The 14,374-nt window shown below is 57.2% G+C and carries 8 protein-coding genes; 7 read left to right on the top strand and 1 reads right to left on the bottom strand.

Annotated features, from left to right (window positions below; translation table 11 throughout):
* Nucleotides 1-24: 24 nt before the first annotated feature.
* Nucleotides 25-2,766: a ribosome-associated ATPase/putative transporter RbbA gene (rbbA, locus tag RISK_RS08870; protein ID WP_047814160.1), complete on the top strand. Its 2,742-nt coding sequence runs from the start codon at nt 25-27 to the stop codon at nt 2,764-2,766.
* A 13-nt stretch (nt 2,767-2,779) separates the two neighbouring features.
* The gene (locus RISK_RS08865) at nt 2,780-3,904 is read left to right on the top strand and encodes an ABC transporter permease (protein WP_047813919.1); all 1,125 of its coding nucleotides are present in this window, start codon (nt 2,780-2,782) and stop codon (nt 3,902-3,904) included.
* A 52-nt stretch (nt 3,905-3,956) separates the two neighbouring features.
* Here RISK_RS08865 and RISK_RS31440 read toward each other — a convergent pair whose 3' ends face one another.
* Complete coding sequence (locus RISK_RS31440) at nt 3,957-4,232, bottom strand: hypothetical protein (RefSeq protein WP_047813918.1); 276 nt, start codon at nt 4,230-4,232, stop codon at nt 3,957-3,959.
* Between the two features lie 582 nt (nt 4,233-4,814).
* Here RISK_RS31440 and RISK_RS08855 point away from each other — a divergent pair.
* The 5 genes from RISK_RS08855 (at nt 4,815) to RISK_RS08835 (ending at nt 14,288) form a co-directional block, all read left to right on the top strand.
* Nucleotides 4,815-6,356 carry an arylsulfatase gene (locus RISK_RS08855; RefSeq protein WP_047814159.1) on the top strand — a complete coding sequence of 514 codons (1,542 nt, stop codon included), beginning with the start codon at nt 4,815-4,817 and terminating at the stop codon, nt 6,354-6,356.
* A 29-nt stretch (nt 6,357-6,385) separates the two neighbouring features.
* The gene (locus RISK_RS08850) at nt 6,386-7,813 is read left to right on the top strand and encodes a sulfatase family protein (RefSeq protein WP_083434856.1); all 1,428 of its coding nucleotides are present in this window, start codon (nt 6,386-6,388) and stop codon (nt 7,811-7,813) included.
* A gap of 121 nt (nt 7,814-7,934) precedes the next feature.
* Nucleotides 7,935-11,423, top strand: coding sequence for a PSD1 and planctomycete cytochrome C domain-containing protein (locus RISK_RS08845; protein ID WP_053061129.1), 3,489 nt, complete (start codon nt 7,935-7,937; stop codon nt 11,421-11,423).
* 21 nt (nt 11,424-11,444) lie between these two features.
* Nucleotides 11,445-12,866 (top strand): DUF1501 domain-containing protein, encoded by a 1,422-nt coding sequence (locus RISK_RS08840; protein ID WP_047814156.1) that lies wholly within the window; start codon nt 11,445-11,447, stop codon nt 12,864-12,866.
* A 99-nt stretch (nt 12,867-12,965) separates the two neighbouring features.
* Nucleotides 12,966-14,288: an alpha/beta hydrolase gene (locus RISK_RS08835; RefSeq protein ID WP_150122526.1), complete on the top strand. Its 1,323-nt coding sequence runs from the start codon at nt 12,966-12,968 to the stop codon at nt 14,286-14,288.
* Nucleotides 14,289-14,374: the final 86 nt, after the last annotated feature.

The raw sequence follows: 14,374 nt of genomic DNA, 5'->3' as shown, positions 1-14,374 counted from the left end.
CAAGGCGAACGAAGTGGTGCTGCCATGAATGACACCCAAATCACCGCCGTGTCGCATCGTTACAAAAAGACGGTCGCCCTCGATGATGTTTCTTTGGTGCTGCCCGCTGGAAAGATGGTGGGATTGATTGGTCCCGATGGTGTTGGCAAATCGACATTGATGGGATTGATCGCCGGTGCCAAACAGATTCAAACAGGCCAGGTCGACGTGCTCGGTGGCTCGATGCAAGATCGCCATCACCGGCGAGCCGTCTGCCCCCGGGTGGCCTACATGCCGCAGGGCTTGGGCAAGAATCTTTATGCGGAATTGTCGGTCGCGGAAAACCTCCACTTCTTTGGAAGACTGTTCGGACAGGGCCGACGCGAACGCAATCAACGCATCGCCCGTTTGTTGAAAGCGACCGGACTGGCTCCGTTCCACAATCGGCCTGCCGGAAAACTGTCGGGCGGGATGAAACAGAAACTCGGCCTGTGCTGCGCCCTCATTCACGATCCTGACTTGCTCATCCTGGATGAACCGACCACGGGAGTTGATCCGCTCTCACGGGAACAGTTCTGGCGTTTGATCGATGAGATCCGTGCGCAACGCAGTGGCATGAGCGTCTGCGTCTCCACCGCTTACATGGAAGAAGCCGAGCGGTTCGATTGGCTGGTCGCCATGAATGCTGGCAAAGTGTTGGCCGAAGGCACCCCGGAACAGCTCAAAGGCGACTCGGCAACCACCTTGGAAGAAGCCTTCATCCAACTGCTGCCCGAAAATGAACGGGGTGATCCCGAACCTTTGGTGATCCCGCCTCTGGAAGCCAAGAGCAGTTCACCAGCAATCGTCGCAAGCGGCTTGACGCGGCGATTCGGTGCGTTCACCGCAGTGGATCATGTCAGCTTCGAAATCTCGCGTGGCGAGATCTTTGGCTTCCTTGGATCCAACGGTTGCGGCAAAACCACCACGATGAAGATGTTGACCGGACTGCTGCCCACCACCGAAGGAACGGCCAAGCTGTTCGGCAAAGTGGTCGATGCACATAGCTTGGAGACGCGTCGTCGGGTGGGCTACATGTCCCAGGCGTTTTCGCTCTACGAGGAACTGACGGTCCGACAAAATCTCCTGTTGCATGCTCGCCTGTTCGCAATCGACGACAAGCTCCAACGTGTCGACGAACTGGCGAAACGTTTTGGATTGGTCGAAGAACTGGACCAATCGGCAGGTTCCTTGCCGCTCGGTGTTCGTCAACGACTCTCGTTGGCCGTTGCGATTTTGCACCGTCCGGAAATGTTGATCCTGGATGAACCAACGTCTGGAGTCGACCCAGTCGCTCGAGACAGCTTTTGGCGTCTGCTGGTCGATCTTTCCCGTCGCGATCACGTCACCATTTTCGTTTCCACCCATTTCATGAACGAAGCGATGCGATGCGATCGCATCTCGCTGATGCACGCCGGAAAAGTTCTTGCGTGCGACTCACCTCAACAACTGATCGACGCTCGTGGCGAACAAACGCTCGACCTCGCCTTTGTCGGGTACATCCAAGACGCCGCGAACGAATCTGATCCGACACAAACCGCCTCCCGTGATTCATCAACTTCGGACGCGATCCAGGTCGTCCCCTCGCCCAGCGAACCCCACGCTCCGCCGCGTCCACGCGGTTTCAGCCTTCGCCGGCTGCTCGCCTATTCCTATCGCGAGACATTGGAAGTCATGCGAGATCCGATTCGGCTCGGATTCGCGTTGATTGGATCGGTGCTGCTGATGCTCGTGCTTGGGTTTGGCATGACCACCGACGTCGAAGACCTCCGCTATGCCGTGCTGGACCTCGACCAAACGCCACAGAGTCGTGACTACATCCAAAGTTTCGCGGGATCGCGGTACTTCATTGAGCAACCGCCGATTCGAGACAACCAGGAACTCCAATCGCGTCTGGTTTCCGGTGATGTCTCATTGGCCATCGAGATCCCGCCTGACTACGGCAGGAAATTGCTTCGAGGCGATTCCCCCGAGATCTCGGCTTGGATCGATGGAGCGATGCCGTTTCGCGCTGAAACCATTGTGGGGTACACCCAAGGGGTTCACCTGAACTACCTCCAGGACTTGGCGAGAAAAGCGTATGGCAGCACCCCCTCTTTGACCTTTGCTGATCTCGAACTGCGATACCAATACAACCCGGGTTTCGAGAGTATCAATGCGATGGTCCCCAGTGTCCCAGCCATGCTGCTGGTCCTGATCCCCGCCATCTTGATGGCGGTCAGCGTCGCCAAAGAAAAAGAACTCGGGTCAATCACCAATTTCTATGTCACGCCAACCACTCGCATTGAGTTCCTGATTGGAAAGCAACTGCCCTACATTGCGATCGCAATGGTCAACTTCGCCCTGCTGACTTGGATGGGCATCCACGTCTTTGGCGTTCCCATGAAAGGCAGCCTGGCGACCTTGACGCTTGGTGCGGTGTTCTATGTGATGGCGACCACGGGGCTGGGGCTGGTCACGTCGTGCTTCACCAGCAGCCAAGTGGCTGCTGTCTTTGCGACCGCCATCATCGCGATGATGCCAACCGTTCAGTTCTCCGGCATGATGCAACCGGTGTCGACGCTCAGTGGCAGTGCACAAATGATTGGATCGCTGTGGCCCACCACGTACTTCATGCGAATGAGCGTTGGTGCGTTCACGAAAGGACTTGGTTGGCAAGACCTCTCCCCTGACCTCTGGACGCTCGTTGCATTCTCGCCCGTCTTCTTGCTGGTCAGTGCCGCTCTGCTCCGCAAACAAGAAGAATAGGTGGCACACGACCATGCGAACACTCCGAAACATCTTCTGGCTCACCTTCAAAGAGTTGCGCAGCCTGCGTCACGACAAGATGCTGATCGCACTGCTGCTCTTTGCATTGACATTCAGCGTCTACAGCCAAGCGACCGGCATTTCAACGGAGGTCCACCACGCATCGATTGGGATTGTCGACGAAGACCGAACGACGTTGTCGCACCGAATTGCCGCCGCGTTCTTCCCACCCTACTTCAATGAGCCTGTGATCATCTCGGCCGCTGAAGTGGAACCCATGATGAACAAAGACAAGTTGATGTTTGTCATCAACATCCCAGCCGGATTTGAATCGGATGCGATCGCAGGCCGAAACCCCGAGATCCAAGTCAACATCGACGCCACCGCTGTGATGCAAGCCAACATCGGTGCGACCTACATCCAGAACATCGTCAACAGTGAAATCAATCGCTTTGTCAGCGGCACCGATGAATCAACGCAGTTGCCCGCACGTCTGGTCGCACGGCGAGCATTCAATCCCAATGGTGATCCAACCTGGTTTTCGGGGATCACGGCGATCATCGACCAAGTCACCTTGCTGACCATTGTGCTGACCGGTGCCGCGCTGATTCGTGAACGAGAGCACGGCACGATTGAACACTTGCTGGTCATGCCGTTGACCTCGTTTGACATCGCGGTCTCCAAGGTCTGCGCCAATGGGTTGGTGATTTTGCTCGCCGTGATGCTGTCGCTTTGGTTGGTCGTCGAAACGTTGTTGGACGTGCCGATTGCTGGTTCCCGTCTGCTCTTGCTCAGCGGTATCGCCTTGTATTTGTTTTTCGCCACCGCAATGGGCATCTTCTTGGGAACGCTCTCGGGATCCATGGCCCAATTCGCGTTGCTGGTGCTCTTGACCGTTCTGCCGCTGCAAATGCTCTCGGGTGCGATCACGCCCATCGAAAGCCAACCGGACTGGTTGCAACCCATCACTTACTTCTTCCCCTCCCGGCACTTCGTTGGCTTCTCCCAGTCGATCGTGTTTCGAGGAGCGACGTTGCAAGACGTTTGGGAACAATTCGTCGCCACCGCTGCTCTGGGCCTGACCTGCTTCCTGGCCAGCCTCGCCCTCTTCCGCCGTTCGATTGCGACCAGCAAATGAGCGACGGATCCGAGGTGCACCATCGACCCTGAATCGCCCCCGACGAATCCATTCACACGGTCACCTCCAATCGTTCCGCGTCACGGCATCGCTCGCGAGAACTTTCATAGGCAGGTCGGCAGGAATGCTCGGCCAGGATCATGAGAGCCGTTTGGGCATTCGCCCCGGTTGTACGTGGGAGCAACAACGCTTGCCAAAACAGTTCAAATCCCCAACGACTCTGGCCGACCTGCTTGGTCCAATTCAAGGAAAACCGCTGCCATTCGAGTTCCCCCCACGCCCAGCGGTGGTGCAGTTGATCGACGCCGCCTAGCAGTGGGTTGCGCATGATGCACCTCTCCTGAAACGAAGTTTTTGGGGAGCGATCTACGTAGATCGAGCAACGCCGTTCAGGCGTACGCGAGGGAGGCGGCCCGGGCATGAGAAACGGCTCGCACTCCCCCTCCCCTGAGAATCTCGCAGAACGCTCGTTTCCCGCCCCCTCCCGCTGCGGCTTGTCGATTGAGTCGTCAACGAGGTTTGAACGCATGTAGGATGGCACTCTTGCCCGTCCGAGTTGCGGATGTCGGCCAAGAGTGGCCAACCGACAGCAAAATCGACTCGCCCGTTGCCAACGGGCGGGGTTCGCAAGAGCCTACAGGCACGGCACTTGGAATCTGCATGACCTCCCGACGACGCGGGGCAATGACAATGGACTCCCTCGCGATATGCTGAATGTCGCTAAAATCCAAGCCGGGGCGTTCGAGAAACGGTGACGTGACACCGGAGCAAACGGGTTGCATTGGATTCTGTTCATGGACTCGCTCACACTGGTTTCACTCCTGCTTGCTCCTAGTCTGCCTATTTGAGTCGCGAGATGCCTGCGCGAGAAACTCAGCCCCAACGTTCCGCCTCCCGCATCCAACACGAAATGAAATCGATCATGAGAACACTTCTTGCCCTGCTTGCCGCGTTCTGGTGCCACTCGACGGCGCAGGCCGACGCCCCTCCCAACGTGATCCTGATCTTTGCGGACGACCTCGGCCCTGGAATGCTCGGCTGCTACGGACAACAAGTGGTTTCGACACCCAACATTGATCGCTTGGCTCGCGAAGGCATGAAGTTCAACAACTACTACGGTGGCGTTTACTGTGCCCCCGCCAGGTGGACTCTGCTGACGGGCATGCACGACGGCCGCAATGGCGGCTGGGCGCAGAATCGTGCGGGACTACCGATTTGGCGAGACGGGGGCCAGATCACGGAAGACGAGTTTCAAACTCGATTGGCGAAACACAAAGCCAACTCCAATCCGATCGCTGAGGAAGAAGTCTTCCTTGCCCAGGTCGCACAGAACGCAGGCTACAAAACGGCGCAGTTTGGAAAACTCGACCGCGGCTTTTTGACGTGGCACGAACGTGTGAAGCGATTTGGCTGGGATTTCTATGAAGGCTATTATGACCACCAGCGCTGCCACGGTTTTTATCCGCCTTATCTCTGGCGAAACGGCGAGAAGTTCGAACTCCCGGGCAACACGCTGGCCGACTGTGGCAAAACCAGCGAGCACGGGGATGAGCCGGTTGGCTATGGCGGAGAAACCTATTCGCAAAACGTTTTCATCGCAGGAATCCTGAAGTACCTGCGAGCCAATCACGACCGACCGTTCTTTCTCTATCACCCGACTCAACTGCCGCACGGCCCCGTCGCGATCCCCGAACTGCATCCTGATTTCGCCGATCATCCCACGATGTCATTGGCAGAAAAGAAGTACGCTTCGATGGTCAAAATGCTGGACGATCACGTCGGTTTGATCCTGGATGAGCTGGTCACTTTGGGAATCGAAGACAACACCGTGGTTGTATTCACCTCCGACAATGGGCACGAACTCTACTACGGCCCCAAGCCCAGCTACAAAGCTCAGAAGCTTCCCAGCGGCGAGCCCGCCAATCTGACGGATAAGAAATGGCGCACCTCCGAGTGCGGTGATATTTTTGATGGTGCGGGTGGCCGGGCAGGACTCAAACGCAGCGCTTATCAAGGCGGGATGCAGTGCCCGATGATCGTCCGCTGGCCAGGGAAGATCGCGGCAGGAAGTGAAACAGATCTGATGAGTTCCCACTATGACTTTCTCGCGACCTTGGCCGACCTGACTGGCCAAGAAAAGCCTCACGGCAAAGACGGGATCTCGTACCTGCCCACGCTGTTGGGGCAACCGCAAACTCAGCAGCATGACTTCATCGTGGTCAACAACCGCTTCTCCGCAATGGGCAGCCGCGCGTTGATCACGCGGGAAGGACTCAAACTCGTTGAAGCAAACCGCAACAAGGGCATCTATCAACTCTATGACATTTCCAAGGACAACGAAGAACGGACTGATCTGGCGTCCGGTTTCCCTGAAAAGGTCGAGCAACTGAAGTTGGTCCTCCAACAAGAAGTGGATTCACCACGCCCCGATCTTCTTCCCAAAAACAATTGAGTCTCCCAATACAAAGTCGCGACAGCATCATGATTCAAACCGCACGAGCGTTCGCCTTCGCACTCTTGGCGTCCGTGGCCTGTCCCACCATTGCTGCCGATCCTCCCAACATCATCCTCTGCATGTCAGACGATCAGGGCTGGGGTGACACGGGCTACAACGGGCACCCTCACCTGAAGACGCCTCATCTGGATCAAATGGCAAAGGAGGGCGTGACGTTCACTCGGTTCTACGCCGCCGCCGCGATGTGCTCGCCGACTCGAGCGAGTTGTTACACCGGTCGCAACCCGTACCGATTCGGCGTCACCTTCGCGATGAAGGGCATGTTGGAACCCACCGAGATCCCCATCACCACGGTGCTGAAGAAGCACGGGTACACCACCGGGCATTTCGGCAAATGGCATCTGGGAACCCTTTCCAAAACCATTGGCGATCAAAAGCGATGGGGAACCTTTGCCGAGCAACCAGAGCGTTACCACTGCCCGCCTTGGGAGCGTGATGTCGACACTTGTTTTGTCACTGAATCGAAAGTCCCAACGTGGGATCCTTTGATCACCCCGGGTCCGAGCAATCCGGGTCCGAGCAATCCGAAGGAACCCCAGCAACCACCACGTCAGGACCAGCCTTACGGCAACGACTACTTCACCGGACCGAACCAAACCGTCACCGAAAACACTCGCGGCGACGATTCGCGAGTGTTGATGGACCGAGCGATTCCATTCATTCGCGATGCCGTCAGCAAGAAACAACCGTTCTTTGCGGCGGTGTGGTTTCACACACCGCATTCACCCGTCGTCGGCGGCCCGGAATACCGCCGAATGTACCGCGAACATCCCGAGCCCACACAACACTACTACGCCTGTTTGACAGCGATGGATGAACAAGTCGGACGTCTGCGATCCGAGCTCAATGACTTGGGAGTGGCCGACAACACGCTGCTCTGTTTCTGTTCGGACAACGGCCCCGCGCGTCAGGGTTCCCCTCGGCACGTCGGGTCGGCAAAAGATCTGAAGGGCTACAAGCTTTCGATCAACGAAGGCGGCATTCGCGTGCCCGGCTTGCTGGTCTGGCCCGACAAGGTGACATCCGCACGCACGATCAATGCCCCTTGCTTCACGTCCGACTACTTCCCAACCATCCTCGACGCGATTGGAATCGAGTTGCCTGCCGACCGAACTTATGACGGAACCAGTCTGCTGCGGTTCGTGACGGGAGATTCCATCCTCAGACAGAAACCATTGGGATTCCTCAATCGTGATGGCAAGGAAGCTGTCTGGATGGAACAACGGTACAAGTTCATCTCGACCGAAAAGGGTGACGCACTCTACGACATCGTCGATGATCCGGGCGAGACGACGGACTTGGCAAACCAAAAGCCAGCCATCGTGAAACGCATGAAAGCGGAACTGACACAGTGGAAAGCAAGCGTGATGTCTGAGCTGGAACGTGTGCCCTGAACAGAACCACTGCACACACATGCTGCCCCCCTGACACGATACAATGAGGCCCCCCTCCAACTTCGTCGCTGCTCCAAAGGTGACCAAGTTCCCGCCACACAAATTGATCGAACGACTTCCGATGGAGAGATTTGCCTCCCAATCGTACTTCCTTCGCCTCCTGATGCGCCAGCCCTGGACATGCTCGACCGTCGCGATCTTTGCCTGCCTCGCGTTCTGCTCCATGGGACGAGTCCTGGCGGACGATCCGGCCGATCGTTTTTTTGAAGCCGAGATTCGACCGATTTTGGTCGAGCACTGCATTGCTTGTCATGGAGAAAGCGAACAGAGCGGTGGCTTGCGTCTGGATTCGAAACCAGCGTTGATTCAGGGAGGTGACTCCGGGCCTCTACTCTCCGGACCGCTCCCTAGCGATGTGTCCGCCGACAGCCTGCTACTCGAAGCCGTCCGGCGAAGCGACAACATCGCAATGCCACCGGACCAACCGCTTGATCCACCGCAAGTCACCGCGATCGAAACGTGGGTCGCGATGGGCATGCCCTGGCCTGAAAGTTCGTCGCAACTGCAATCGGCCGCCATGGAAAATGCCAAGGACCACTGGGCGTTTCAAAGCGTCAAGAATCCTCTCGTGCCTCGGTTGTTTGCAAACCCAACCGCCTCCAAACTTCAACCTTCCTCTGGAAGGGCCGAGCGAAACGAGGGGCAGACCGATCGCGAAGTCGTCCCCCATCCAATCGACGCCTTCGTCCTCCGCAAACTCGGTGAGGCGGGACTGTCACCTTCCCCCGAGTCCGACCGGCGGACCTTGATTCGACGATTGTCATTCACTCTCACGGGTCTGCCACCAAGCCCCACCGATGTTGACCAGTTCATTGCGTCATCGTCCACGGACGCCTATTCAGACTTGGTCGATCGTTATCTTTCTTCCGCACAATACGGCGAACACTGGGCTCGTCATTGGTTGGACGTGGCTCGTTATTCCGACACCAAGGGGTACGTGTATGCGCGTGAAGAGCGTTTTTGGGTGCACGCGTGGCGTTACCGCGATTGGGTCGTCAATGCTCTGAACGAGGACATGGCTTACGACCGTTTCCTGCTGTTGCAATTGGCTGCCGACCAGGTCGAATCCAGGCGTCAGAAAGACTTGGCCGCCATGGGATTTTTGACCGTTGGTCGACGGTTCTTGGGGGTCAATCGTGACATCATGGATGACCGCATCGACGTGGTGACTCGCGGCACACTGGGGCTGACGGTCAGTTGCGCTCGTTGCCACGACCATAAATACGACCCGATCCCCACCGCCGACTACTACTCGTTGTACGGGGTCTTCAACAGCTGTGAGGAACAACTGGTTTCGCTGAATAGTCCCGCGGGCTCAGAAGCCAATGCTGATGAAGCGTTCAAAGCGGAGTTACAGAAACGCGAAACAGCATTCCAGCAAAAGCTGAAATCAAGTCGCGAAGAAGCATCCAAGCGAGCCCGCAGCCGGGTTCGAGATTACTTGTACGCTCAAACGGAACTGGACAAGTATCCGCCCAAGGGTTTCGATCAGATCTTCGAGGCCTCGGACCTGCTGCCGGCATTCGTGCGACGTTGGGAGGCATCCCTGAGAACAGCAGATCGCCAGCGTGATCCGGTGTTTCTGCCGTGGCATCTGTTTTCCAAATTGCCGCCGGATCAGTTCACCGAACAGGCATCATCGGTGTGCGACGCCATCGCTGTGGCGACACCTGTGGAGATCAATCCTCGCGTTGCCGCCATCTTTGAGACGCCGCCAACCAACTTCACCGAGGTCATCGATCGTTACGGACAGTTGTTGTCGGAGGTCGCTGCCGACGAGCCGAACCAGAACGCTCCTGCCGACCACCGTCTTTGGCAGGTGATGTTCGGTCTGGCGTCTCCCTGCCATGTTCCCGACGAAGGAATCGTTCATACCGAAATCTTCTTCGACAGCAGCACCACGACCGCGTTGTGGAAACTGCAAGGCGAGATCGACCGCTGGTTGATTCGCTCCTCGCAGCCTCCTGGTTATGCGTTGATCTTGAAAGACCGTCCAGTTCCATCGGAACCTCGGATTTTTCGACGCGGCAACATCCTCACACAAGGCGACGACGTTCCGCGGCAATTTCTCGCAGTGGTGTCTCCCTCAGACCGCCAGCCATTTCAGGTCGGTAGCGGGCGTCTTGAACTTGCCCAAAACATCATCGACGAGTCCAACCCGCTGACCGCACGCGTGATCGTCAATCGCGTCTGGGCACATCACTTCGGAACCGGTTTGGTCACCACACCCAGCGACTTTGGACTGCGAGCCGAACGTCCATCGCACCCGGAACTGCTGGACTGGCTGGCTCATTGGTTCATCCATGAAGGATGGAGTCTCAAGAAGCTGCACCGTCTCATCGTGACTTCCTCTACCTTCCGTCAATCGTCTCTCGGACCAACCGGTGGAGCTGACCTGCAGCGAGCCATGGAGAGTGATCCAGAGAACCGGTTGCTGTGGCGAATGAATTCGCGGCGTCTGACGTTCGAACAGTTTCGCGATTCAATGCTCACGGCGACCGGTGAAATCGACCTGCAGACCGGTGGTAAACCCGCGGATCTGTTCAAAGCCCCATCCAACGTACGACGCACGTTGTACGGGTTGGTGGATCGCCAGTTCCTGCCCGCGATTCTGCGAGTGTTCGACTTTGCCAACCCTGACTTGCATGTGCCCCGCCGCAGCCAAACCACGGTGCCGCAACAAGCGTTGTTCTTCATGAACCATCCGCTTGTTCTGAAACGATCTCAGGAGCTGGCCTCCGTTTGCGGCGAAGGCGCTGAGCCTCGTCAGGCAATCGAACAAATGTTTCAGCGAGTGCTGCAACGGGCTGCAACCGAAGCAGAGGTGACCGACGCTTTGCAAGTTGCTTCCCAAGCGGCGACGGAAAGCACTCCCGTTCGGCCAACGGTCGCGGACTGGTCGTATGGGCACGGGAAGTATGACGAGGAAGCCCAACGTGTCCAAGACTTCGCATCACTTCCCCACTTCACGGGCCAAACCTGGCAGGGCGGTCCCAGTTGGCCGGACGGCAAACTCGGTTGGGTGAAACTGTCCGCAGTCGGCGGGCACCCCGGCAACACACGCAACACCGCGTGTGTCCGCCGCTGGACGGCACCAGACAAGATGACGGTTCGAATCGAAACTGAACTCCGCCATCAAGTCGCGGCTGGCGATGGCGTGCGTGGCTTCATTGTTAGCTCTGAGCAAGGTCCGCTTGGTGCGGCCAAGGTTCACCAGTCCTCAGCAGCTTTGAATGCCGAGGCAATCAAAGTGCAGAAAGGTGAAACGATTGACTTCGTGGTCGACATCGACTCGGTTTTGAACAGCGATCAATTCCTTTGGAAAGTAACGATCACCGACATGACTGAAGCGGTGACGACCGAGCCCGGAACTGCTTCTGATAGCGAGGCCGCTCACTCGCCCAATCGCGAGACGAAAACCGGGGCCGGCGACGCAATCGTTTGGGATTCGGAAGCTGACTTTCCGACCGACGAAGCAAACCGCCTGACGCCACTGGAGCAGTTGGCTCAGATTCTGTTTTGTTCCAACGAATTTTTGTTTGTGGATTGAAGAGGCAACGACACGATGAACATGAAACACTCAAACGCGTTCCATCCGCTGCGGGGCCGATTCCAATCGCCACTCAGCCGACGTGACATGCTGCTCCGGTCCGGTATGGGGTTGGGAGCCCTGGGGCTCAATTCAGTCCTGGCCGACGACAACGGCACCGGAGACGCAGTGATCGGCCCGCACTTTGGTGGGAAAGCCAAGCGAGTGATTCAGTTCTTTTTGAACGGCGGCCCCTCGCATGTCGACACATTCGATCCCAAACCCGCCTTGCAGAAGTATGCCGGCCGGCGACTTGGCGAAACCCTGACGACCGAACGCAAGACCGGAGCGGCGTTTCCATCGCCTTTCAAGTTTCAACGCTATGGTGAGTCAGGAATCGAAGTCAGCGAACTGTTTTCAAAGACAGCCGAGCACATCGACGACATCGCCGTGATCCGGTCCATGTACGCACAAGTGCCCAACCATGAGCCATCGTTGATGCTGATGAATTGCGGCGACTCCGTCCAGACACGCCCCAGCGCAGGGGCTTGGGTGCTGTACGGCCTGGGTGCGGAAAACAAGAACCTGCCCGGCTTCATCGCGATGTGTCCAGGTGGTCTGCCGATCAAGGACGCGGAGAATTGGCAGTCGGCCTTTCTTCCCGGTTCGTTTCAAGGCACCCACATCGACACTCAGCACACCCAGTTGAGTCAGTTGATCGAGAACATCGAACACCCACAGATCAGCACACCCGACCAGAAACGTCAGTTGGAACTGTTGGCCAAGTGGAATCACCAGCATCAAACCCCGCGGGTCGATCAACGTTTGGAATCCAGGATTCAGTCCTACGAGCTCGCGTTTCGGATGCAGACGGAGGCCAGTGACGCGTTTGACATCGCCAGTGAAACAAAGCACACGCGGGAGCGATACGGCGACACTGTGCACGGACGACAGACGCTGATCGCGCGACGGCTCGCGGAACGCGGGGTCCGCTACATCCAGTTGTGGCACGGGGCCGGTCAGCCCTGGGACAATCACGACAACATTGCTGACAACCATCGCAAACTCGCTGGAGAAATTGATCAGCCGATTGCCGCACTGCTGGGCGATCTCAAATCACGCGGCATGCTGGAGGAGACTTTGGTCGTGTGGGGAGGCGAATTCGGACGCACGCCAACGGTGGAACTGACCGGTGCTGGTGCATCGAAACTGGGGCGTGACCACAACCACTACGGATTCACCGTGTGGATGGCAGGAGGCGGCATCAAGGGTGGAACCGTCTACGGGTCAACGGACGAATTTGGTTTCAAAGCCGAAGAGAATCCAACCAGTGTGCACGACCTGCACGCCACGATGTTGCACGCCCTCGGTCTCGATCACGAAAAACTGACCTACCGCTACTCCGGACGAGACTTCCGCCTCACCGACGTCCACGGAAACGTCCTCCACGACATCCTCGCCTAAGCAGGTACGCAGGTGTCATCGGGTATGTGAGCCGCTGGCGTTAGCCACGGTTTTCACGCACAACCGGGGCTAACGCCCAAACGGCTCACATGGTTGTGCTTGATCACTCCTGCCGACCTGCTTAGCACCTTCCGGATCACCCCGGATGGTGCCACCCACCCCCGGATGGTGCCACCCACCAAAATCGAGCGATTCGATACTCGATACAACCGCGATCGGCGAGCGTCCAAGCCGGTTTACCATTTGGAGATTGCAATGCACGCGAATAGCTTTTGGGTTGGTGCTCTTGCTTGGGCCAGTTTGTTCGCTGTTGCGACTGGCAATGCGAGTGCCGATGACCAATCGGCTGACCAAACGCAATTGCAACACTCGGACCTGTCCCAGTACCGAGCCGCCGACGGCAAACTCAAACCAATCCAGTCGGTTGCCGACTGGATGTTCCGTCGCCAGCAAATCATCGCCGGGGCAGAGTTGGCAATGGGGCCGTTGCCACAAACCGAAGCCTTGCCTGCGTTTGACACTCGAATCACCGAAGACGTGTGGATAGGAAAAGTGCGTCGAATGACAATGACGATGGCTGTGGACGACTCGGATCGTCTGCCATTCGATCTGTACCTTCCCAGCTCCGTTGCACAGTTCGTGAACGTGAACGCGCTAACAAACGTCATTTCTTCACCCAAATTGCCAGCCGTTGTCGCCCTGCATCCCACGGGGGCAGCAGGGAAACGGATCGTTGCCGGCCAGGGTGGTCGACCGGGTCGACAGTATGGAATCGAGCTTGCACAGCGTGGCTATGTGGTCATCGCACCCGACTACCCGTCCTTTGGCGAGTACGCCGACTATGACTTCAAACGCGACAATTATGCATCGGGCACGATGAAGGCCATCGCCAATCATCGGCGATGCGTCGACTACCTTGCCGAGCTGCCGATCGTTGATTCCGAACGCATCGGTGCGATTGGGCATTCACTTGGAGGTCACAACGCCATTTTCCTGGGAGTGTTTGACCAACGAGTGAAGGTGATGGTCTCCAGTTGTGGCTGGTGTCCATTTCATGACTACTATGGCGGGCAAATCGAGGGCTGGGCAAGTGAACGGTACATGCCCCGACTGAGAGACGAGTTTCAATTGGCCCCCGACAAGGTTCCGTTTGATTTCTATGAATTGGTCGCCGCGATGGCACCACGAACCTTTGTATCGGTCTCCCCCACTCACGACGCAAATTTTGACATTCGCGGCGTCCGCAAGGCGATTCCAGTGGCTGCCCAAATCTATTCGCTGTTTGACGCCCCCGAGGAGTTGATCCTGTTGACTCCAGACTGCGAGCACGATTTCACAAAGAACATGCGAATGGAATCCTATTCCATCATCGATCGTGTTCTCCAGCACACACCCATCGAGCCTGAACCTGCGACCAACTGATTCGCCGCCAGCTTCTTCGAGTTGGCACATCTGGGAGAGGTGAAAAGAAGCGGCTGTCCTTGAGGGGGCAGCCGCTTTCCATGGAA

This window comes from Rhodopirellula islandica (genome assembly GCF_001027925.1).
Lineage (GTDB): Bacteria > Planctomycetota > Planctomycetia > Pirellulales > Pirellulaceae > Rhodopirellula > Rhodopirellula islandica.
The sequence above is the reverse complement of the archived record's forward strand: the minus strand, read 5'-3'. Positions and strand labels throughout refer to the sequence as shown.

Coding starts and splice junctions, on each gene's coding strand:
- rbbA (WP_047814160.1), top strand. CDS start 25: ATGAATGACACCCAAATCACCGCCGTGTCGCATCGTTACAAAAAGACG.
- RISK_RS08865 (WP_047813919.1), top strand. CDS start 2,780: ATGCGAACACTCCGAAACATCTTCTGGCTCACCTTCAAAGAGTTGCGC.
- RISK_RS31440 (WP_047813918.1), bottom strand. CDS start 4,232: ATGCGCAACCCACTGCTAGGCGGCGTCGATCAACTGCACCACCGCTGG.
- RISK_RS08855 (WP_047814159.1), top strand. CDS start 4,815: ATGAAATCGATCATGAGAACACTTCTTGCCCTGCTTGCCGCGTTCTGG.
- RISK_RS08850 (WP_083434856.1), top strand. CDS start 6,386: ATGATTCAAACCGCACGAGCGTTCGCCTTCGCACTCTTGGCGTCCGTG.
- RISK_RS08845 (WP_053061129.1), top strand. CDS start 7,935: ATGGAGAGATTTGCCTCCCAATCGTACTTCCTTCGCCTCCTGATGCGC.
- RISK_RS08840 (WP_047814156.1), top strand. CDS start 11,445: ATGAAACACTCAAACGCGTTCCATCCGCTGCGGGGCCGATTCCAATCG.